The following is a 20,546-nucleotide window of genomic DNA, read 5'->3' on the forward strand; positions in this document are numbered from 1 at the left end:
GATCAGGGATGCCTCAGGGCGATCCCCCATATCGTCCGGCACCCCGTTCGCCGCAGGATCGGATCATGACTTCCGCGCCACCCCTCGCCGCCCCGCCGGCTCCCGATCCCACGTCATCGACGGAGGGCGGGTTCTTCCGCTGGGTCGATGCCCTCGGCGTCGCCCGCCGAGACGGGTGGATCGGCGGGGTGTGTGCGGGAATGGCCGCACGATGGGGCATCGACCCCGTCATCGTGCGCGGTCTCGCCGCCGTCGCGACCGTCATCGGTCTCCCCGCCATCGTCGCCTACGCCACCGCCTGGGCGATCCTGCCCGATATGTCGGGGCGTTCCCACGCCGCCGACCTCGAGCGCGGCCGGTTCTCGTACACTCAGAGCGCGATCCTCGCCGTCGCCATCATCGGCGTGCTCCAGGTCCTCGGCCTGCTCGTCACCGCCGTGGCGCTCGCGACCGGCACGAGCGCCGGAGCCGTCGGGACCGTCCTCGTGGCGCTCGTCCTCGCGGGCGGAACCGTGCTGACGGCCGCCGTCATCGCGCTGCTGGTGCGCAGAGCCCGCCGGGCCCCGCATACCGAGGAGGCCCCAGGCGCGTCGGCCGGCGGGTCCCGCGTGGATGCCGCCGCCGGTGCCGGCCCCCGCGCGGCGGAGGCCGCGGTCGCGCTCACCGAGCCCGCGCCCCCGAGCGACGACGCCCACCCCGACGACCTGGCCGCCTGGCGCAGGCAGCACGCGGCCTGGAAGGAGCGAGATCGCGCCTGGCGTCGCGAGCAGGGCGACGCCGATCGCGCGGCTCGCACCGCCGAGCGGGAGGAGCGCCGCGCCGCCGCCGCAGTGTTCGCGCGCGAGGCGGCGGAGCGTCGCCTCCTTCGCCGCGCCGAGCGCCCGCGCACGAGCATCGCGTTCCTCGCGGTGACGGCCGGCGCTGCCGCCGTCACAGGCACGATCGCTGCGCTCACTGCTTCGGGCGAGGCGGCGGTGGCGCTCGGGCTGTTCGCCGCGGCCGCCGTCACCGCGCTCGCCATGATCGTCGCCGGAGCCATCCGCCGGCGGAGCGGCTTCCTCGCCTTCGCGAGCGCGTGCCTGCTCATGGGCGGAGGCCTCGCCCTCGCCGTCTGCGTCGCCGAGGAACTGCACATCGGCGTCTACGAGATCTCGAACGTCTCATCCGATGCCGGGGCGGGGACCTACCGGCAGACGTTCGGCGAGCTCCGCGTCGAGCTGGTCGATGCACCCGATGCGGCGCCGCTGACCATCGAGAAGGGGGCGGGCTCGACCTACGTGACGGTCGCCCCGGGTGTCGAAGTGACGCTGCACGCATCCGTCGGCGACGAGGCGTCGCTGATCCTCTCGGAGGGCGACGCATGGACCGTGCTCACCGACGGACCCGACGCGCGAGACCTCGGCGCGAACCGGACCGCGGTCGATGTGACGATCCCCTCCCGAGGCGAGACGACGACGCGTCAATCGGTCGCCCTCGACCAGGAGAGCGGCTACATCGAGATCCGCATCCTCGAACCGAAGGACACCGACCGATGACCGACATCGTCATGACCGAAGACACAGCGTTCCCCTCGCCTCCTGCTCGTCCCCGGGTGCGGTGGGCCGGCATCGTGTGGGGCCTCGCGTTCGCGACGCTCGCCATCGCGGGCATCGTGCTCACCCGGTCATCGGACGCCTACGGCGGGCTGATCGAGTGGGTGACGGCCATCTCGATTCCGACGCTCGTCGCCACGGCGCTGTTGAGCGCGGGCGTCGCGGTCCTCATCGCGGGGATCGCCGGCATGCTGCGGCACGCTCAGCGCTCGCTGGCGGCGCGCCGCGCCACCGGGCCGGGCGCGGACCCCGTCGGCGAGACGGCCGCTCGTCACACGACGTAGCACGACGACTCCGGTCTTCACACCTCTGGCGACCCGGCGGGGCGCCCACGTAGCGTGAGGGCATCGCGGCGATCCGGGTGGTCCCGGGCATCGGCTCATAACCGATCGCGTTGCGGGTTCGACTCCCGCCGTCGCGTCCATTCGGGTCTCAATCCCCATCGAGCGCATCAAGCCGTCGCAGCGCATCCCGCGCCCGGGCGAGACGGTCGGGCTCGGGCTCGTCCCACCAGTACGGGCCGCGCTCCCCCAGGCCGTGCTTGGCGAGGTCCACGCGCTCGCGTGCTGCGGCGACCGCGTCGTCGTCTCCGCGACGCTTCGCAGCTCCCACTGCGGACCGGCCCCGTCCGAGGTGGCTTGTCAGCGCGGCGACGACATCGTCGGGCAGGGACGGGTCGGTGCGCCGCCAGCGCCGCCCGTCCACGACGAGCCAGCGCTCGGAATCGACATCGGCCACGGACTCAGTATGAGCCGTGGCCCGATGTCGACGTGATGCTGCGGATCAGGCGCGACGGAACTCCGCGCGCATGGGGCAGTCGAACGGGTCGCGGGCGGCGAGGCCGACGCGGTTGAGGTAATCGATGACGATGGCGTACGACCGCCACAGGCTGGTCTCGGTGTAAGGCACGTTCAGGGCGTCGCACTGGTCCTTGACGATCTCGCGGGCGCGGGCGAGTGCCGGACGCGGCATGTTCGGGAAGAGATGGTGCTCGATCTGGTAGTTGAGGCCGCCCATGAGCCACGTCGCCCACCAGCCGCCGCCGATGTTGCGCGAGGTGCGCACCTGCTTGCTGAAGAAGTCGAGCTTCGCGTCGGGCGCGATGATCGCCATGCCCTTGTGGTTCGGCGCGAACGAGGCGCCCATGTACAGCCCGAAGACGGCGACCTGCACCCCGAAGAACGCAAACGCCATGCCGATCGGCAGGAAGATGAACACCGGAGCCACGAAGAGCGCGAACCGCGCCAGGATCAGGGTGATCTCGAGCGCGCGCTTCTTCACCGGGCCGCGGCTGACCAGGTGGCGCATCGACAGCGCGTGGAGGTTGAGGCCTTCGAGCAGCAGCAGCGGGAAGAAGAACCAGCCCTGGCGCTGCGTGATGAACCGGCGGATGCCGCCGGCGGTCGCGGCATCCTCTTCGATGAACGAGATCGTGTCGATCTCGATGTCGGGGTCCTTGCCCACCTTGTTCGGGTTGGAGTGATGCCGGGCGTGCTTCGACGTCCACCACGACAGGCTCATGCCGACGACGCCGACGGCCAGGAAGCGGGCGAGCCGGTCGTTCGCGGGGCCGGAGGCGAGCACCTGACGGTGGTCGGCTTCGTGGGCGAGGAACGCGACCTGCGTGAAGACGATGCCGAGCGCTGCGGCGATGAGCAGCTGGAACCAGCTGTCTCCGAGGAGGACGAAGCCGGTGACGCATCCGCCGATCGCGAGGACGAGGGCGAGGCCGACGAGGCCGTAGAACCACGGCGTGCGGCGAAGAAGACCCGATTCACGGACGACGCGCGAGACATCGGTGAAGGCGTGGGCCATCGGAGGGAAATCGGCTGTTCCGGCATAGGTGGTGCGGACGGGGCCGAGACGCGACTCGACGACGGATGAAGCGATGGGAGCACCTGCTGACTCGTTCGTGACCGGGATGGTCGGGGAGCGGAAGGCGGATGCCGACGGCTGCGGCCCACACTACGGAGCGGTGGATCGCCGCAGCGGTATATGCCCCACTCTCACCGGTGACGCACGGCTGTCGCTCAGGCGGGTTCGACCCGTCGGTCACTCCGAGCCGTCGAGGAACGTGCCGTTACGGGGCGAGTCCGGCGGCTCCGGCACGACGTAGAGCCCCGTCGGGGAGTTGGCGGTGTAGGTCAGTGCCTCGAGCCACGCGCGATTGAGCGACGGCGTCCGGCTGCCGTAGTACTTGAAGACGAGGCCGCAGCCCGGGTGCAGCCATACCGTCGTGCGGCCGTCACCGATGCTGATGTCGTCCTTCCACGTGAGCGTGAACGCCTCGCCGCGCCGCAGCTTCGTCGTGATGACGGTCTGAAGGTGCGCGAGCGTCCGATCCTCGAAATCCGCTCGGATCTGGTTCTCATAGATGAAACGGCCCATCGCGTCTCCTTCCGGTCCGGCCCGAACCTAGTGCCCGCTGCCCACAGCCGGCATCCCCTTGTGCTCGACGCCCGAATCGGTAGTCTCGCCTGACGCGGCGTGCTCGACGCCGCTGCGATGAAGGGGGAATGCCGTGTCCAAGAGAGTCGACGTGTTCTACGGCGGTCGCCCCTACAGCATCGGCGGCCGCAACATCGATGACATCCGCGCCGAGATCGCCGCCGCCCTCGCGCTGGGGCACGGCTGGCTCACCGTCAACGACGGCGAGGGCGTGGCGCTGACGACGGATCTGCTGATCACCCCCGGCGTCGACGTCACCCTCGCCGACATCCCTGGCGAGTGAGCGTTTTACGTACTCGACCGTAAAAGTCAACCCCCTCCCCACTTCCTGACAACTGCCTGAAATCTGCGGTGGCACAGCACGTCTGTGCGCGTCGCGGATCGAGTGCGCGCGGAACGGATTCTTCCGCACGACCCCCCGAGTCGATCGCGGAAGCTGTTGATCGCGCCGTTGGGCGCGCAAGGAGGAATATTGGGCAGGTTTGTTTACGACGGCAACAATCGCGCCGAGATCGAGGACCGTACGCTCGCACACCTCCAGATGACCATCGGGGCGAAGCTCCGTCGCGGCGAGGCATTCTTCTTCACCTGGAAGGACGACGTCAGCGTCGGCAAGGGCCGCACGACCGTGTGGATGCACGCCGGCGCATCGCTCGTCTTCACCTTCCACGGCAGCCGCACCCCGGCGATCAACCGCGCCTGGCTCGAAGCGCTCATGTACACGGCGAACTCTCCCAGCGGGCTCTACATCGTCCCCGAGCCGGCGGAGTCGGCATCCGACAAGCTCGGTGTTGAATAGTCAGCCCAATCGGCGGGGGTTGCAGACCGACGACCCCGGTCGGGCACAGGAATCGGTCAGCTCGCTGTTCGAGACCCCCGTGTCGCTCGCCGTCGACGGGGCAGCGCCGTTCCGGTACGAGATGGCGGCGCTGGACCACCCGGCCGCCGCCGCAGCCGCCATGCGGTTCACCGGGACGATGCGCTCGGGCACACGGGCTTTTCCGCGTCTCGTGGTGGCGCACGCGGCGCACGGGAACCACCGCTGGCAGATCGGCAGCGAGTCGGGCGACGGCCGGACCCCCTTCATCGTGCCTCCGGACACGGAGTTCGCGGCCGAGTTCGGTCAGCTGCACCTGCGCACCTTCAGCATCACGACCGAGACGCTCGATCACGTGCTCCGGGCGATGCTCGGCGACGACCCACGCCACCTGCAGTTCTCGGGCCTGAACCGCCGGGCCGAGAACCCGAGGCTCGTCGCCGAGACCCTGCGCTTCCTCGAGGCAACCGTGCTGGCCGACGAGAAGGTGGCCGCTTCGCCCCTCATGCGCACTCAGCTGGTGCACCAGGCGGTCGCGTCCCTCGTGACCGCGTTCCCCCTCATCGACCCTGACGACGGGGAACGGCGCCGCCCCACGGCGCGAGCCGTCCGTCGCGCCGTGGCGTTCATGGAGAAGAACGTCAGCAACCCCATCAGCATCAGCGATATCGCGGTGGCATCCGGCACGTCGGTGCGCGCGCTGCAGAGCGCGTTCCACAAGGCGTTCGAGATTCCGCCGAGCACATACCTGCGCCGCCTGCGGATCGAGGGTGCGCATCGCGAACTGCGCGCGGCGCCTCCCGGATCGACGACCGTCCGGGATGTCGCCCTGCGCTGGGGCTTCGCACACACGGGGCGCTTCGCTCAGCTGTACGCCGCGATGTACGGGGAACACCCGTCGCATACGCTCCGTCGCTGAGGACGGTTCCGTCAGGCGGCCGTCGGATCCGGGATCAGGATCCACACGCGCGCGCCGCCGAGGGGTGAGTCGTCGAGACCGATGCGCCCGCCGTGTGCTTCGATCACACGGCGGCAGGTCGACAGTCCGATGCCGAGCCCTTCGGCGTCGGAGTCGCCGCGCTCCATGAGGGCGAAGACGCGTTCGCGGTCGGCCGGCGGCACACCCGGACCGTTGTCGTCGACGGTGATCCGCCACCCGCCGTGGACGGCATGCGCCCCGACTCGCACCTGCGGAACCCGCCCCGCCGTGGCCGTGAACTTCAGGGCGTTGGCGACGACGTTCTGCAGGACCGCGCGCAGGAGGGTGGGGTCGCCGACGGGGTCGACCTCGAGGGCCTGGCGAATGTCCGCACCCGACGCGGTGATCTGCGCGTCGAGATCCTCGACGACGGCGTGCATGACGGCGTCCAGGTCGACCCGCTTCCGCTGCGGGCTCGCACCGCCGACACGAGCGTAGGAGAGGATGTCGGAGATCATGGCGTTCATGCGGTCGGCCGCCGACTCGGCGCGAGCGAGCACCCGGGCCGCCTCGGGGGCGTTGTCCATGTCGGGGCTGTCGATCGCGAGCTCGAGGAAGCCGGTCAGGGCCGTCAGCGGGTTGCGGAGGTCGTGGCTGATCTGCCCCGCGAACCGCGAGAGCTGATCGTTCGACGCGCTGAGCTCGCGACTGATGCGGCGCAGTTCGAGCAGATCGACCACCTGATGCGCGAGCAGGTCGAGCGCCTCGCGAGACGACTCGTCGAGGTCGCCGACCGAGTCGTTGAACACGCAGAGGGTGCCGATGGCGACCCCCGCCGGCGTGATGAGCGGGCTCGAAGCGTAGAACCGCACGTGCGCGATCTCGCCGGTGACGAAGGGATTCGCGGCGAAACGCTCGTCGAGTCGCGCGTCGGGCACGACGACCCGGCCGGGGCGCGCGATGACCGCGGCGCACATCGAGTCCTCGCGCGAGCAGACGGCGGGTTCGAAGCCGACGGCGGCGATCTGATGCTGCGAGCGGTCATCGATGATGTTGATGACCGCGGTGTCGACGCCGCAGACCGTTGCGGCCAGGCGGACGATTCCCTGCAGGTCGGGCGCGGGCGCCTCGCCGATCACGTGGTAGGCGTCGATCGCCTCACGGCGGGTGATGTCGAGTTGCGTGATCATGACACTCTTACGCTATCCGCGTTCCGGGCGGCAGGCTCCGCGCCGGCGTCCTCGTCCGCGACCATGCCCCCGCCACCAGCAGACCGGCGACGATCACCTGTCCCCCGAGCCCGACGAACCAGCTCGGCACCGTCCGATCGCGAATCTCCGCGGGGGTCGGGAAGACCTCGTCGAGAGCCGGGCGGCACTCGTCGAAGCCGGTCTCGAGATCCGGCGCGATCTGCGCCTGGCGGACCCCCGATGCGATCTGCCCGAACAGGTCGACGGGGTAGCCGGACCGGTCGTATTCGGCAGGGGTCGCGTCGGCGAGGATGACGAAGGGATTGGCCGCGAGCACCCACCAGACGCGATCGAACCGCGGCACGGTGTAGGTCGACTCCTGCGGCTCGCCGCACACCATGCGGGCCGGATCGTTCCAGCACTCGTCCGTGCCGTCGACGCACTGCGGCGACCCGTCGGCGTTGTACATCGCGGGGCGATAGGTCGTCGTCGCCTCGCTCGAGAAGGCGGTCGCGCCGAGGCCGAACGCGATGAGCGTTCCGAAGACGAGTGCGGAGACCACGAGATACGTCGCCGCCACCGAGAAGAGCGGGCGGGCGATGAGGCCGCTCAACCCGACGCCGATCGCGGCGATGATGCCGATCTCGGTCACGAGGACGGCCAGCGAGACCACCACGACGACGGGGTCCACTCCCCCGGCCAGGGTCGCGATGACGAGGAACGGGGCCGCCACAGCGGCGAAGGCGAGCCCCGTGATCCAGGCGGCGAGGACTTTGCCGAGCAGGATCTCGGAGGTGCGCGCGAGGGTCACCTGGACCGGAGCCAGGGTCGCGGCATCCCGGTCGCCGTTGACGGAGTTGCCGCTCAGTGTCGGTGAGACCAGCACGACGAGCAGCAGCGTGATGATGACGATCGTGGAGTAGATGCCGGCACCGCGCTGGTCCGCTTCGGTGACGATCCCGCCGAAGGCCAGGAATGCGAGCGCCGTCACACCGATGAGCAGCACGGCGAAGATTCCGAGCAGCACGTACCACGACACGGTGCGCACGCGCTGGAGCAGCTCGAGCCGAGCGACGGTCCACAGCCGGGCGATGCTCATGACGCCTCCTTCCCCTCGGCGCCGAGATCGAGGAAGGTGTGCTCGAGCATCCCGGTCGCCGCCGAGAACTCGGCGACCGCGACGCCGGCATCCACCAGCGTCCGCAGCCCCGCGGCCGCCTCATCCTCGGAGGCGAACGGGATCAGCACGTCGCGACGATCGATCGGCACCCGCGCGACATCGAGCCCGAGGGCCGTCGCGACCGGGAGCACCGCGGCATGCGCGTCGAGGTCGGCGACGCGGACCCGCCAGGCGCGGGTGCGGCGCGCGGCGGCGGCGACCCGATCGGGGCTGACGGTCGCGCCGTCGAGGAGGAACACCGCGTCGTCGACGACCTCCTCGAGCTCGGAGAGGATGTGGCTGGATATCATCACGGTCTTCCCGGCCGCGGCGAAACCGCGCAGGAGCCCGCGCAGGTCGACCCGCGCCTGGGGGTCGAGTCCCGAGGCCGGCTCGTCGAGGAGGAGGACGGACGGGTCGTGCACGAGCGCGCGCGCGAGTCCGAGCCGCTGCTTCTGCCCGCGTGAGAGCACGCGAGCGGGCGACCCGGCCAGCCCCGCGAGTCCGACCTGATCCAGAAGCTCTCCCGCGCGGCGAGCCGCGGCGGACGCGTCGAGGTCGTAGAGCCGGCCCGTCATCTCCAACGTCTCGCGCACGGTGAGCGACCCCCAGGCCCCGAGAGCATCGGGCATCCATCCCAGCCGCGAGCGGGCCTGCGCGGGGTCGGCGACGGGGTCGATGCCGGCGATCCGGATGCTGCCGGCGTCGGGCTGCAGCAGCGACGCGAGCATCAGCAGCAGCGTCGTCTTGCCGGCGCCGTTGGGGCCCACGAGCCCGGTGACGGCCCCGGCTCGCGCCTCCAGGTCGACGCCGCGGACGGCTTCGACCCGCCCGAACGAACGACGGACATCACGGACGCTGATCCCGGCGGTGAGCATGTCCGACACCCTAGGGGACGGCGATGGCGGGATCGAGCGGCGGATCCGAGAGGGGCGCGTCGGCCCGCGGGAGCCGGACGACCGCGGTGGTGCCCCGCTCCGCTCGGGGCAGCAGGCGGATGTCGCCGCCGTGGGCGCGGGCCAGCCCCCTCGCGAGCGAGAGCCCGAGGCCGAGGCCCTGCTCGGCGCTCCGGCGCGACCGGGCGGTGCGATAGAACCGCTCGAAGGCCTGTCGGCGCTCGGCGGGACTCATGCCCGAGCCCGAATCCGCCACGGCGATCGCGACCTCTTCCGGGGCGGTCGTGATCGTCACCGAGACCTCGCTGCCGGGAGCTGACGCCTGCCGGGCGTTGCGCAGCAGCTCGGTGATGATCGAGTGCAGATCGCGGGCGCCGATCCTCGCGAGGGTCGGAGCGCCCGACACCAGGACCCTCGCTCCGGGGTCGCCGTCGCCCGCATCGTCGACGGCACGCTCGACGACGGCACGGACGTCGCACGACGACGGTCGGGGCGCCACGTCCGCGCGACCGGTCGCGAGCATCAGTTCGACCGTGTGCTCCAGGCGCTCGGCCGCGCGATGGACGGTCTCCCAGCGGTCGCGATGCTCGGGCATCGCCCCGGCGACGGCGAGCTCGGCGTTGCCGAGGATCACCGTGAGCGGGGTGCGCAGCTCGTGACCGACCGTGTCGAGGAAGCGGTCCCGCACGTCGACCGCCTCGACCAGCTCGGTCACGTCCTGAGCCACGACGAGCACTCCGATGGGCTCGCCGCCGAGGGCGATCGGCCGCGCCACGAAGCGCAGTGCCACCTGATCGCCCGGCTGACCGACCCACACGCGACGCGGTTCGGCGAGTTCACCCGAAAGGATGACGTCGCGGAGCCAGGGGCCGAGCCCGACCGGGGTGATCCGGTCTTCCTCGTAGACGAACGTCCGTCCGTCCTGTTCGAGCGAGATCGCGATCCCGGCGCGTCGCGAAAGCGCGCGTGCGGGGGCGTTCGCGAGCAGCACCGCGTCATCGTCGCCGAAGACGACGATCGCGTCCGGGCTCGTGTCGAGCAGTTGTTGCAGCGCCGCGTCGGTCCGGCTCGACGAGTCGATCGCCTCGGCCATCCGGTGGCTGGCGCGCCTGGCGTTCGTCCGCTGGCGTCCGAGATCGACCGCGACGAAGCGGGTGCCGATCGCGAACATGCCCAGCAGCGCCGGCACCGTCACCAGCGACACCCATTCGCCCAGCCCCGAGGGGACGGCGGGCGACGCGGCAAGAGGAAGCAGCCCCGCGATGACCACTCCGAGCGCCGTGACGAGGGGCGGGAACGCGAATGCGAGCCAGGCTATGGGGAAGATCACGAGCATCCCGGTCACCGGCAGCAGATCGATCGCGCTGCTGCGCAGCGGCGCGCAGGCGAGGATCGACGCGAGCGGCACGATGCACACCCAGACGGTTCCGCGGGTCGGCTTGTCGTGCCAGACCAGCGCCATGGCGATGCAGGCTGCCAGGATGACGCCGACGCCCGCGACATACATCCCGGTGATGCGCGCGGGGTCGACCACCGCGACGGTCGTGGAGATCATCGCGGTCGACGCCCCCATCAGATACTGGGCGTACGGCTGGATCCGGGGTCTGCTGAGCATCGGGCCTCATCCGCGGGCATCCGCTCGCCCGACGACGATCACCCTCCCGATCAGGCGGCTCCGCTGTCAAGTCCGTGACAGTCCGACGTGTCAGTACCCGAAGACCTCGACCCCGAGATCAGGGTGGTCGACGAACACGCCGTCGACACCGGATGCGGCCAGTTCACCCCACTCGCCGCGGTAGTCCCCCCACGCGGCCCGCCCGCCGGCTCGTCGGTGGCGGCGGACGAGGAACGCGTTCTCGGGCCGGGCCGTCCACGTGAACACGATCAGCTCGCGCTCATGCGCGGCGCTCACGAGATCATCCCCGTCCGCGCCGCGCGGGGGTTCGAGGATCATCCGCTTGTCGAGGCTCACACCGGCGACGCGTCCGCGGAGAGCGTCGAGTCCCGCCGGCGAGGCCCACTCGCGGTAGCCGCGGGCCCGGCCGCCCTCGGTGGCGACCAGGTCGTACGGTGCGCCGTCGGATTCGAGGAGGAAGATCCGAGTGCCCTCCACCCCGGCGTCGGCGAGGCGGTCGAGGATGGTCAGCTCGAACGACTCGATCCACAGCGGGAGGTCGGCCGCGTCGAGCCGGGCCGCCGCGAGCTCGGCGCCGATGAGCGCGGCGACGTCGAAGCCCGCGCCCGCGAAGAACGTGGCGTGCTTGATCTCCACGACGATGCCGGGTCTGCGCCCCGACGCCTCGGCGAACCTCGCGACCAGGTCGAACAGATCCCGCAGCCGCATCACCGGCTCCGCCCCGTCGTTCCGGGCGCTATCGGGCCGAAGCCGCGGGAGTCGCTCGCGGCAGCGCAGCCGCGACAGCTCGTCCCACGTGAAGTCTTCGGCGAACCAGCCCGTGACCTCGATGCCGTCGACCGTCTTCGTCGTGCGCCGCGGCGCGAACTCCGCGTGGTCGGCGACGTCGGTCGTCGAGCCGATCTCGTTCTCATGGCGGATGATCGCGACGCCGTCCCGACTGAAGACGACATCGGGCTCGACGGCATCGACCCCGCTCTCGAGCGCGAGGAGATAGGACGAGCGCGTGTGCTCGGGACGATACCCGGGCGCTCCTCGGTGGCCGATCACGAGCGGGCGGGTCACGGTCCCAGGCTAGGGCCGGGCTCGCCCGGTTTCGCTGAGGGCGATCGGCTTCATGGCCTGCTCACAGCAGGGAACGTACACCGCGGGAACCGGTTCCCGTAGGCTGGGTGAACACGGCATCCAGCTGTGTCGACCCTCGACTTGGAGTGTGAGAGCAGTGGCCCTCAATAACCCCGCATTCGACAATCCCGCGTTCAAGGAGCAGCGGCCGGGTCTGACGCCGCCCGCCGCCCCCGGCATGCAGACCGCTTCGGCGCAGCACGCCGGTGTGGACGTCGCCTCCCAGGCGCAGCTCGAAGGCATGTACGCGGCACCGGCCGCCGGTGCCCGTGAGACCTCCCGCATGACGGTCGAAGACACCGTCGTGAAGACGCTCGGGCTCTTCGCCGTCCTGCTGGCCGCGGCCGTCGTCGGCTGGGTCTGGACGCTCTCGCCGGTGACGCGCGACAACCCCGCCCCCACGATGATGCCCTGGATCATCGGTGCGCTCGGCGGGTTCGTCCTCGCGATGGTCGTCACCTTCACCTCGCGCAAGAAGGTCCGCCCCGGCCTGATCTTCGGCTACGCCGCGTTCGAGGGCCTCTTCGTCGGCGGGATCTCCGCCTACTTCGAGTTCATCTGGCAGGGCATCGTCATGCAGGCGACCCTCGCGACGCTCGCCGTCGTCGGCGTGACCCTCGCCCTCTTCGCCAGCGGCAAGGTCCGCGCGTCGGCCAAGGCCACGAAGATCTTCATGATCGCGATGCTCGGCTACCTCGTCTTCTCGCTGCTGAACGTCGGCCTGATGCTCTTCGGCGTGTTCCCGAGCGGCATGATGTTCGGCCTGCACAGCCAGACAGTCGCCGGTATCCCGCTCGGCCTCATCATCGGCGTGCTCGTGGTCATCATGGCCGCGTACTCGCTCGTGCTCGACTTCGACAACATCCAGCGGGGCGTCCGCAACGGCGCGCCCCGTCAGTACGGCTGGGTCGGCGCGTTCGGCATCATGGTGACCGTCGTCTGGCTGTACGTCGAGATCCTCCGCATCATCGCGATCCTGCGCGGCAACAACTGACGCTCCCCCGCGATCCTCGAAGGCCCGTCCGGTTCGCCGGGCGGGCCTTCGTCATGCGCCTGCGCAGTATGGTTCGACGGGAGGAACCATGAGACGCGGCTCGAACCTGCCGGCCGTCGGCACGTACAACCAGACGCTCGTGCTCGACCTGATCCGGCGCTCCCCCGACGGCATCAGCCGCATCGAGCTGGCTGCCCGCACCGGACTCTCCGCGCAGACGCTCAGCAACGTCGCCCGCCGTCTCGTCGCGGAAGGCTGGGTGCGCGAGGGCACTCCCGTCGTCTCGGGTCCCGGCAAGCCCCGCACGCCCCTCCAGCTCGACCCCGCGGCGCGTTGCGCCGTCGGCATCCATCTCGATCCGGCCGTCGAGACGGTTGTGGTCGTCGACCTGCTGGGCCAGGTCGTCGCACAGACCGAGCGCACCCCGCGGCCCGATGCGACACGAGAGCAGATCCTCGGCGACCTCGTGGACACCGTGGAGTCCCTGCTCGCCGAGGGCGGCAGATCACGCGCATCCGTGCTCGGGATCGGCGTCGCAGCGCCCGGCCCGCTCGACGCGGAGGCGGGCATCCTGTTCGAGCCCCCGCTCCTGCCCCCGGTCTGGCACGACCTCGCCCTGGGGTCGCTGCTGCACGCGGCGACGGGGCTGCCGACGACGGTCGAGAAGGATGTCGTCGCGGCGATGGTGGGCGAGCTCTGGCGGGATGCCGCCCAGGAGCTGCAGGACTCGATCTTCGTGTACTACGGGGCCGGCGTCGGGGCGGGTCTCGCCGTGGACGGGACGCCGATCCGGGGCCGCACGGGCAACGCCGGCGACGTCGCACACCTCGTCGTCGAACCCGGCGGCCCGGCGTGCGGATGCGGTCAGCACGGGTGCCTCGGCGCCGCCATCGCACCCGAGCGGCTGCTCATCGACGCCGGCGTCATCGACGGCGGAGAGCCGGTGGCCGCCTCCGCCCTCCGTGAGCACGTGCGCGATCTCGCCACACGCGCGCAGGGCGGGGACGACCGCGCCGTGGCCGCTGTACGACGCGCGGGGGCGAGCCTCGCGCGGGCCGTCGTGCAGATCAACAACCTGCTCGACGCGGATGTCGTGGTCGTCGGCGGCCCGCTGTGGACGCTGCTCTCGGCGACCGCGGGTCCCGCCCTCGTCGAGGCGGTCGCCTCCAGCACCGAGACGGCGACGGTCCGCGGCATCCGGGTGCTCGAGAGCGGCCTGGCCACCGACGCCGCCGCTGTCGGCGCCGCGTGCCTGGTGCTCGATGCCGCGATGACGCCGCGCCCGACCGACCTCATGATCGCCGGCACGGCGCACTGATCTCGGCGAGAAAGGTCCGGCGAAGCCTTGTCCTTTTATTCCATTTGGTTTAGAAAAGACGTGCGCGCGCACCAGCGCCCTCGTCAAAGCAAAGGAGCTTCGACCATGAAGAGATCCACCACGACCGCGGCAGTCGTCGGAATCGCCGCGTTCTCACTCGCTCTCACGGGCTGTGGCAGCGGTGGCGGGGGCGGCGAGGCGTCGTCCGACACGATCCGGGTCGCCTACCAGAAGACCACCTCGTTCACGGCGATGGACGAGCTGATGAAGAAGGCGAAAGAGGAGTACGAGGCCGCGAACGAGGGGATGACCGTCGAGCTCGTGCCGATCGAGGCCGAGCAGGACCAGTACTTCACCAAGCTCGCCCTGATGAACGGGTCGGCGGGGACCGCCCCCGATGTCATCTACGAGGACACCTTCCAGATCCGGTCGGATGCCGCCGCCGGGTACTTGCAGCCCATCGACGACTACCTCGCCGACTGGGACCAGTGGGAGCAGTACGACGACGGCGCCAAGCAGGCCGGCCTCGGTGACGACGGCAAGACCTACGGCGTCTCACTCGGCACCGACACCCGCGGGCTCTACTTCAACAAGCAGCTCTTCGCCGCTGCGGGCCTGCCCGAGGACTGGGCGCCGGAGAGCTGGGACGACGTGCTCGAGGCCGCTCGCACCATCAAGGAGAGCAACCCCGACGTCATCCCGTTCAACATCTACGCCTCGCAGGCGCTGGGCGAGGCCACCTCGATGCAGGGCTTCGAGATGCTGCTCTACGGCACGGAGGACGAACTGCTCGACACCGACACGAACAAGTGGGTCACGGGGTCGGCCGGGTTCCTCGACGCACTCGAGTTCTACCAGACCGTCGCCGACGAGAAGCTCGGCCCCGACCCCGCTCAGGCGCTCGACGCCGGCTGGGGAACCAAGGTCAGCACCGAGCTCCTCCCCCAGGGCGGCATCGCGATCGCCCTCGACGGCTCGTGGCTGCCGAGCAACTGGATCGACGGCGAGAACGCCTGGCCGGAGTGGGAGCAGACGATGGGCTTCGCCGCGATGCCGACGCAGGACGGCGGCGGTGACGGCTTCACCTCGATGTCCGGGGGCTGGACGCTCGCGATGGGGTCCAACGCGAAGAACCCGCAGGCCGCGTTCGACTTCATCGCGCAGGCGCTGACGTTCGAGAACGCGCTGATGTACCACCAGGAGGCCGGGCAGATCGCGGTGCGCAAGGATGTCGCCGCCAGTCAGGAGTACCTCGACTACAACCCGTCGTTCGAGTTCTTCTCGTCGCTGGTGCCGTACACCCACTTCCGGCCGGCGACGCCCGACTACTCGCAGATCTCGGCGAACATCCCACGCGCGACCGAGTCGATCTTCACCGGTCAGGCGACCCCGCAGGATGCGCAGGCCGCGTACGACTCCGCTCTCGTCGGCATCGTCGGCGAGGAGAACACGCAGGCGGGCTGATCCAGCGATGACCGCGACCGCCACCGTCACCACCGGCGGGCGGCACCGTCCGGGCCGGGACATCACCTCCCGGTCCGGCCGGTCGGCCGGCCGTGCCGCCGCACGACTGCTCCCCCTCCTGCCCGCGGTGCTCCTGCTGCTGGCGTTCATGCTCGGGCCGATCGTCTATGCGCTGTACGGCTCGCTGACCGACCGCGCGATGACCGGCCCGCGCGCCGCGAACCCGCAGTTCATCGGGCTCGACAACTACACGGCCCTCTTCGCCTCGGGAGAGTTCTGGCTCTCTCTCGGGCTCACGGTCGTGTTCGTGCTCGCGTCCGCCGTGATCGGCCAGAACGTCCTCGGGATGCTGCTCGCAGTCCTCATCCGCAGCTCGGTGAAGCCCCTGCGCTCGATCGTCGGCGGTCTCGTGGTGCTCGCCTGGGTGCTGCCCGAGATCGTCGCAGCCTTCGCCCTGTACGCCTTCTTCCAGACCGACGGCACGCTCAACACGTTCCTCGGCTGGTTCGGCCTCGAGGGCACGAGCTGGCTGTACTACTTCCCGATGCTCGCGGTCATCCTCGCGAACATCTGGCGGGGCACCGCCTTCTCGATGATGGTCTACAACGCCGCGCTGTCCGAGGTGCCGCCGGAGCTGATCGAAGCGGCGACGATCGACGGCGCGGGAGCTTGGCAGCGGTTCATCCGCGTCACCCTCCCCGTCATCCGCCGCTCGATCTCGACCAACCTGCTGCTGACGACGCTGCAGACCCTCGGCGTCTTCACGCTCATCTGGGTCATGACCGGGGGCGGCCCGGGAACGCAGTCGTCGACGTTGCCGGTACTCGCGTTCCAAGAGGCGTTCAAGTTCGCCCAGGTGGGCTACGGCACCGCCATCGCGGTCGTGACGCTCCTGATCGGCGCGGTCTTCTCCGCCGTCTACATTCGCATCCTCAAACCGGAGGTCGACTGACATGGCCACCATCGCCGCCTCCGTCTCGGCGCCGCGGAAGCGGGCCCAGACCGTGCTGTCGTCGGTCATCCTCGCCGCGATCGGCGTGCTCTTCCTCGTTCCGCTGCTGTGGATCGTGTTCGCCTCGTTCGACGGCGACGCGAAGGTCACGATGAAGGTGCCCGACACCTGGACGCTCGAGAACTACACGCAGGTGATGACGTGGGAGCTCACGTTCCAGCCCCTGCTGAACTCCATCCTCGTCTCGCTCGGAACCGCCGTCATCACCGTCGTCGTCGGCGTGCTGGCGGCCTACCCGCTCTCGCGCTACGCGATGCGGTTCCAGAAGACCTTCATGTACGCGATCCTCTTCGGTACCGGACTGCCGATCACCGCCATGATGGTGCCGGTCTACGCGCTGTTCGTCTCGTTCGGCCTCCTCGACTCGGTCTGGGGCGTCATCGTCTTCATGGCCGCGACATCCCTGCCGATGGCGATCTGGATGCTGAAGAACTTCATGGACTCCGTGCCGATCTCGCTCGAGGAGGCCGCCTGGGTCGACGGCGCCGGATCGATGCAGGCCCTCGCTCGCATCGTCATCCCGCTCATGCGCTCGGGCATCGGCGTCGTGTTCATCTTCGTCTTCACGACCGCGTGGGGAAACTTCTTCGTCCCCTTCGTCCTGCTGTTCACCTCGTCGAAGTTCCCGGCCGCGGTGTCGATCTTCAACTTCTTCGGGCAGTACGGCTCGATCGCCTACGGCCAGCTCGCCGCCTACTCGGTGCTCTACGCCGCACCGATGGTGGTGCTGTACGTCCTCGTCCAGCGCTTCTCCGGCGGGGCGTTCGCGCTCGCCGGCTCCGTCAAGGGCTGACCTGCTCCTCCCTCGAAAGGCCCCTCATGCACGACCGCTCCGCCCTCGCGCTGCTGCGCATCGACCGCTTCATGCGCGAGCGTCTCGCTCCGGCGATCCACCGCGCCTCGCATCCGCTCTCGGTCACCGCCTGGGACGCGCCGGGCGAACCGGTGGCATTCGAGGAGGCACGCGCGGGCGAGTACCGCCCGATCGACGTCGGCCAGCCTTGGGGACGCCCGTGGGGGACGACCTGGTTCCGCGTCACGGGCGACGCGCCGGCCGACTGGTTCGACGACGGCCGGCCGATCCCGGGGACGCGGGCCGAGCTCGTCGTCGACCTCGGCTTCACGACCGGACAGGCGGGCTTCCAGTGCGAGGCGATGGTGTGGTCGGTCGACGGCCGGCCGCTGCGCGGTATCGCGCCGTTCAACAACGCGGCGGCCGAGGCGGTCTCGCCGGGCGGAGCGATCGACGTCTTCGTGGAGGGCGCCTCCAACCCCGACGTCGGGAGCATCTTCACCTTCGCGCCCACGCCGGTCGGCGACCGGGCGACGGCCGGAGAGGACCCCGTCTACGTGCTGCGAACGGTCGACGTGCGACTGCGCGACCTCGAGGTCACGGCTCTGCTGGCCGACACCTCGGCGCTTCGGGGACTCGCGGCGCAGCTCGACCCGGCGTCGGCCCGCCGTGCCGACATCCTTCTCGCCTTGGAGCGGATGATCGACGTCGTCGATCCGCACGACGTCGCGAGCACCGCGGCTGCGGGCCGTGCCGTGCTCGCTCCCGTTCTCGCGGCTCCGGCCTCGGCGAGCGCGCATACGCTGCACGCCGTGGGGCACGCCCACATCGACTCGGCGTGGCTGTGGCCGGTGCGTGAGACGGTGCGAAAGGTCGCGCGCACGTTCTCGAACGTCCTCTCGCTCATGGACGAGGACCCCGACTTCGCCTTCGCCGCGTCGTCGGCGCAGCAGTACGCGTGGGTGAAGGAGTTCTACCCCGACCTGTTCGAGCGCATCCGCGCGCGCGTCGCGGAGGGCCGGTTCGTGCCGGTGGGCAGCATGTGGGTCGAATCCGACACGAACCTGCCCGGCGCCGAGGCTCTGGCCCGGCAGTTCATCGCCGGCAAGGGGTTCTTCCAGCGCGAGTTCGGTATCGACACCCCCGAGGTGTGGCTTCCCGACTCGTTCGGCTACAGCGGCGCCCTCCCGCAGATCGCGAAAGCGGCGGGCGCGCGCTGGTTCCTCACGCAGAAGACCTCGTGGAACGAGACGAACCGGATGCCGCACCACACGTTCCGGTGGGAGGGCATCGACGGCACGCGGCTGTTCACCCACTTCCCGCCGGTCGACTCGTACAACTCGGTCGTCTCGGCGGCCGAGCTGGCACACGCCGAACGCAACTACGCCGACAAGGGACGCGGCACCGTCTCGCTGCTCCCGTACGGCTTCGGCGACGGCGGCGGCGGACCCACCCGCGAGATGACGGCGGCGATCTCCCGCACCACCTCGCTCGAGGGCTCACCCCGCGTCGTTCACTCGACGCCCCGGCGGTTCTTCGAGACCGCCGAGGCCGAGTACCCCGAGCCGGAGGTCTGGGTGGGCGAGCTGTACCTGGAGTTCCACCGCGGCACCTACACGAGCCAGCTCGCCACGAAGCAGGGCAACCGCCGCAGCGAGCATCTGCTGCGCGAGGCCGAGCTGTGGGCGACGACCGCGACCGTGCGCACCGGCGCGCCGTATCCCGCCGACAGGCTCGCCCGCGTATGGGAGACGGTTCTGCTGCAGCAGTTCCACGACATCCTGCCGGGCTCGTCGATCGCGTGGGTGTACCAGGACGCCGAGCGCAACTACGCCGCTGTCGCTCGCGAGCTCGAGGAGATCATCGGCGACGCGTTAACGGCTCTGACGGGCGCGCCCGAGCCGGGAGAAGCCACCCACGAGCTCCGGGTCAACGCGGCGCCGCATGCCCGCGGCGCGGTCGCGGCCCTGGGTGCCGCACCTGCGGCCCCGGCATCTCGCGTGCGCCCCGAGCGCTCGCCCGAGGGCTGGGTGCTCGACAACGGCATCGTGCGCGTGGTGGTCGACGATCGCGGCCTGATCGTCTCGGCGGTGGATGTGGCGAGCGGCCGCGACAGCGTGCCGCCGGGCGCGGCATCCGCCCTGCTGCAGCTGCACCGAGACACCCCGACCCAGTGGGATGCCTGGGACGTCGACGTGCACTACCGGAACACCGTGACCGACCTCGTCGACCTCGACGCTCTCGAGGTCGACCGCGACGAGCTCGTCGTCACCCGGTCGTTCGGCTCATCGCGGGTGGCCGAGCGCATCGGGCTCGAGGCCGGGTCGCGCACCGTGGCGATCGGGTTCGAGCTCGACTGGCACGAGTCGCAGAAGCTGCTCAAGCTCGCGTTCCCCGTCGATGTGCACACCGACAGCGCGACGTCGGAGGTGCAGTTCGGTCACATCGAGCGGAAGACCCACACGAACACGTCGTGGGATGCCGCCCGCTTCGAGACCGTCGCGCAGCGGTGGGTGCGCGTGGGTGAGCCGGGCTTCGGTGTCGCGGTCGTGAACGACTCCACGTACGGACACGACATCACACGGGCCGAGCGCTCGGCCGGCGGCGGCACGATCTCGATCGTCCGCCTGTCGCTCATCCGCTCGGCGCTGTTCCCCGATCCCACGCAGGATCAGGGCAGGTATGCGCTGCGGGTCGGTATGGTCGTGGGTGCGGACGTCGAGGATGCCGTCGTCGAGGGCTATCGGCTGAATCTGCCCGAGCGGGTGGTGACGGGAACCGCATCTGTGATCGAGCCGATCGTGACGGCGGCGGATCCGGGGGTCGTCGTCGAGGCGGTCAAGCTCGCCGAGGACGGTTCGGGCGACGTGGTCGTACGGCTGTACGAGGCACTCGGCCGTCGTGTCGACACGGTCGTACGGCCCGGTTTCGCTGCGCTCGCGGTGGTTCAGACCGATCTGCTCGAGCGCGAGGCCACGGCATCCGCCCTCGTCGACGACGCCGTCCCCCTCTCCCTGCGCCCGTTCGAGATCGTGACGCTCCGCTTCGCCCGCTGACGACGCGCGCCCCGCGGCGAGTCGCCAGCTTCGGAGGATGTCGCAAACGTCGGACCGACGCGCACGATGAGTCCGATGTTCGCGACATCCTCCGCCGTTGACGCGCGGGCCCTGACGCGTATTTGTT

The 20,546-nt window shown here is 70.3% G+C and carries 19 protein-coding genes and 1 tRNA gene; 12 read left to right on the forward strand and 8 right to left on the reverse strand.

Going from position 1 to position 20,546, the window contains the following annotated elements; genetic code table 11:
* Positions 1 to 65 precede the first annotated feature (65 nt).
* The 3 genes from C1N74_RS12885 to C1N74_RS16430 all read left to right on the forward strand — a co-directional run bounded on the left by C1N74_RS12885 (position 66) and on the right by C1N74_RS16430 (position 2,016).
* On the forward strand, positions 66 to 1,535 hold the full coding sequence (locus C1N74_RS12885; RefSeq protein ID WP_181405536.1) for a PspC domain-containing protein: 1,470 nt from the start codon (positions 66 to 68) through the stop codon (positions 1,533 to 1,535).
* Positions 1,532 to 1,876: a hypothetical protein gene (locus tag C1N74_RS12890; RefSeq protein WP_064955539.1), complete on the forward strand. Its 345-nt coding sequence runs from the start codon at positions 1,532 to 1,534 to the stop codon at positions 1,874 to 1,876. Before C1N74_RS12885 ends, C1N74_RS12890 begins: the two co-directional genes overlap by 4 nt.
* A 64-nt stretch (positions 1,877 to 1,940) precedes the next feature.
* Positions 1,941 to 2,016, forward strand: a tRNA-Met gene (locus tag C1N74_RS16430).
* Positions 2,017 to 2,024: 8 nt separating this feature from the next.
* Here C1N74_RS16430 and C1N74_RS12895 read toward each other — a convergent pair.
* The 3 genes from C1N74_RS12895 to C1N74_RS12905 all read right to left on the reverse strand — a co-directional run bounded on the left by C1N74_RS12895 (position 2,025) and on the right by C1N74_RS12905 (position 3,980).
* Positions 2,025 to 2,330, reverse strand: coding sequence for a hypothetical protein (locus C1N74_RS12895; RefSeq protein WP_023955727.1), 306 nt, complete (start codon positions 2,328 to 2,330; stop codon positions 2,025 to 2,027).
* Between the two features lie 45 nt (positions 2,331 to 2,375).
* On the reverse strand, positions 2,376 to 3,482 hold the full coding sequence (locus C1N74_RS12900; protein ID WP_375538058.1) for a fatty acid desaturase family protein: 1,107 nt from the start codon (positions 3,480 to 3,482) through the stop codon (positions 2,376 to 2,378).
* Positions 3,483 to 3,644: 162 nt separating this feature from the next.
* Positions 3,645 to 3,980 carry an ATP-dependent DNA ligase gene (locus tag C1N74_RS12905; protein WP_023955733.1) on the reverse strand — a complete coding sequence of 112 codons (336 nt, stop codon included), beginning with the start codon at positions 3,978 to 3,980 and terminating at the stop codon, positions 3,645 to 3,647.
* A gap of 133 nt (positions 3,981 to 4,113) precedes the next feature.
* On the opposite strand from C1N74_RS12905, the gene C1N74_RS12910 reads away from it, so the two are divergent.
* From C1N74_RS12910 to C1N74_RS12920, 3 genes are all read left to right on the forward strand, one after another.
* Positions 4,114 to 4,323, forward strand: a complete 210-nt coding sequence (locus tag C1N74_RS12910) for a hypothetical protein (protein WP_023955735.1) — start codon at positions 4,114 to 4,116, stop codon at positions 4,321 to 4,323.
* Between the two features lie 189 nt (positions 4,324 to 4,512).
* Complete coding sequence (locus tag C1N74_RS12915; protein WP_023955737.1) at positions 4,513 to 4,839, forward strand: hypothetical protein; 327 nt, start codon at positions 4,513 to 4,515, stop codon at positions 4,837 to 4,839.
* A gap of 19 nt (positions 4,840 to 4,858) precedes the next feature.
* Positions 4,859 to 5,776 carry a helix-turn-helix transcriptional regulator gene (locus C1N74_RS12920; protein ID WP_071919164.1) on the forward strand — a complete coding sequence of 306 codons (918 nt, stop codon included), beginning with the start codon at positions 4,859 to 4,861 and terminating at the stop codon, positions 5,774 to 5,776.
* Between the two features lie 11 nt (positions 5,777 to 5,787).
* Here the strand turns inward: C1N74_RS12920 and C1N74_RS12925 are convergent, their stop codons facing one another.
* The 5 genes from C1N74_RS12925 to C1N74_RS12945 all read right to left on the reverse strand — a co-directional run bounded on the left by C1N74_RS12925 (position 5,788) and on the right by C1N74_RS12945 (position 11,722).
* Positions 5,788 to 6,966, reverse strand: coding sequence for an ATP-binding protein (locus C1N74_RS12925; RefSeq protein ID WP_088380593.1), 1,179 nt, complete (start codon positions 6,964 to 6,966; stop codon positions 5,788 to 5,790).
* A 7-nt stretch (positions 6,967 to 6,973) separates the two neighbouring features.
* On the reverse strand, positions 6,974 to 8,065 hold the full coding sequence (locus tag C1N74_RS12930) for an ABC transporter permease (protein ID WP_137750678.1): 1,092 nt from the start codon (positions 8,063 to 8,065) through the stop codon (positions 6,974 to 6,976).
* Positions 8,062 to 9,003 carry an ABC transporter ATP-binding protein gene (locus tag C1N74_RS12935; protein WP_137750679.1) on the reverse strand — a complete coding sequence of 314 codons (942 nt, stop codon included), beginning with the start codon at positions 9,001 to 9,003 and terminating at the stop codon, positions 8,062 to 8,064. Before C1N74_RS12935 ends, C1N74_RS12930 begins: the two co-directional genes overlap by 4 nt.
* A 10-nt stretch (positions 9,004 to 9,013) precedes the next feature.
* The gene (locus C1N74_RS12940; RefSeq protein WP_137750680.1) at positions 9,014 to 10,636 is read right to left on the reverse strand and encodes a HAMP domain-containing sensor histidine kinase; all 1,623 of its coding nucleotides are present in this window, start codon (positions 10,634 to 10,636) and stop codon (positions 9,014 to 9,016) included.
* Between the two features lie 90 nt (positions 10,637 to 10,726).
* On the reverse strand, positions 10,727 to 11,722 hold the full coding sequence (locus tag C1N74_RS12945) for a glycerophosphodiester phosphodiesterase family protein (protein WP_137750681.1): 996 nt from the start codon (positions 11,720 to 11,722) through the stop codon (positions 10,727 to 10,729).
* Between the two features lie 157 nt (positions 11,723 to 11,879).
* Here C1N74_RS12945 and C1N74_RS12950 point away from each other — a divergent pair, with 157 nt between their 5' ends.
* The 6 genes from C1N74_RS12950 to C1N74_RS12975 all read left to right on the forward strand — a co-directional run bounded on the left by C1N74_RS12950 (position 11,880) and on the right by C1N74_RS12975 (position 20,419).
* Positions 11,880 to 12,776 (forward strand): Bax inhibitor-1/YccA family protein, encoded by an 897-nt coding sequence (locus C1N74_RS12950; protein ID WP_023955744.1) that lies wholly within the window; start codon positions 11,880 to 11,882, stop codon positions 12,774 to 12,776.
* Positions 12,777 to 12,864: 88 nt separating this feature from the next.
* A complete protein-coding gene (locus tag C1N74_RS12955) occupies positions 12,865 to 14,094 on the forward strand; it encodes an ROK family transcriptional regulator (RefSeq protein ID WP_064955546.1) in 1,230 nt (409 codons plus the stop codon).
* 105 nt (positions 14,095 to 14,199) lie between these two features.
* Entirely contained in the window at positions 14,200 to 15,558 is a 1,359-nt protein-coding gene (locus C1N74_RS12960) for an extracellular solute-binding protein (RefSeq protein ID WP_023955746.1), read from the forward strand.
* A 7-nt stretch (positions 15,559 to 15,565) separates the two neighbouring features.
* On the forward strand, positions 15,566 to 16,510 hold the full coding sequence (locus C1N74_RS12965; protein WP_023955747.1) for a carbohydrate ABC transporter permease: 945 nt from the start codon (positions 15,566 to 15,568) through the stop codon (positions 16,508 to 16,510).
* 1 nt (position 16,511) lies between these two features.
* Entirely contained in the window at positions 16,512 to 17,363 is an 852-nt protein-coding gene (locus tag C1N74_RS12970) for a carbohydrate ABC transporter permease (protein WP_137750682.1), read from the forward strand.
* Positions 17,364 to 17,389: 26 nt separating this feature from the next.
* Positions 17,390 to 20,419: a glycoside hydrolase family 38 C-terminal domain-containing protein gene (locus C1N74_RS12975; protein WP_137750683.1), complete on the forward strand. Its 3,030-nt coding sequence runs from the start codon at positions 17,390 to 17,392 to the stop codon at positions 20,417 to 20,419.
* Positions 20,420 to 20,546 lie beyond the last annotated feature (127 nt).

It is taken from the genome of Microbacterium sp. SGAir0570 (genome assembly GCF_005491085.2).
GTDB classification, from domain to species: domain Bacteria; phylum Actinomycetota; class Actinomycetes; order Actinomycetales; family Microbacteriaceae; genus Microbacterium; species Microbacterium arborescens.

Bases quoted from the DNA above. Each gene is read 5' to 3' on its own strand.
- C1N74_RS12905 (WP_023955733.1), bottom strand. From the start codon at position 3,980: ATGGGCCGTTTCATCTATGAGAACCAGATCCGAGCGGATTTCGAGGAT.
- C1N74_RS12940 (WP_137750680.1), bottom strand. From the start codon at position 10,636: ATGCTCAGCAGACCCCGGATCCAGCCGTACGCCCAGTATCTGATGGGG.
- C1N74_RS12975 (WP_137750683.1), top strand. From the start codon at position 17,390: ATGCACGACCGCTCCGCCCTCGCGCTGCTGCGCATCGACCGCTTCATG.
- C1N74_RS12890 (WP_064955539.1), top strand. From the start codon at position 1,532: ATGACCGACATCGTCATGACCGAAGACACAGCGTTCCCCTCGCCTCCT.
- C1N74_RS12885 (WP_181405536.1), top strand. From the start codon at position 66: ATGACTTCCGCGCCACCCCTCGCCGCCCCGCCGGCTCCCGATCCCACG.
- C1N74_RS12965 (WP_023955747.1), top strand. From the start codon at position 15,566: ATGACCGCGACCGCCACCGTCACCACCGGCGGGCGGCACCGTCCGGGC.
- C1N74_RS12925 (WP_088380593.1), bottom strand. From the start codon at position 6,966: ATGATCACGCAACTCGACATCACCCGCCGTGAGGCGATCGACGCCTAC.
- C1N74_RS12960 (WP_023955746.1), top strand. From the start codon at position 14,200: ATGAAGAGATCCACCACGACCGCGGCAGTCGTCGGAATCGCCGCGTTC.
- C1N74_RS12935 (WP_137750679.1), bottom strand. From the start codon at position 9,003: ATGCTCACCGCCGGGATCAGCGTCCGTGATGTCCGTCGTTCGTTCGGG.
- C1N74_RS12930 (WP_137750678.1), bottom strand. From the start codon at position 8,065: ATGAGCATCGCCCGGCTGTGGACCGTCGCTCGGCTCGAGCTGCTCCAG.
- C1N74_RS12970 (WP_137750682.1), top strand. From the start codon at position 16,512: ATGGCCACCATCGCCGCCTCCGTCTCGGCGCCGCGGAAGCGGGCCCAG.
- C1N74_RS12955 (WP_064955546.1), top strand. From the start codon at position 12,865: ATGAGACGCGGCTCGAACCTGCCGGCCGTCGGCACGTACAACCAGACG.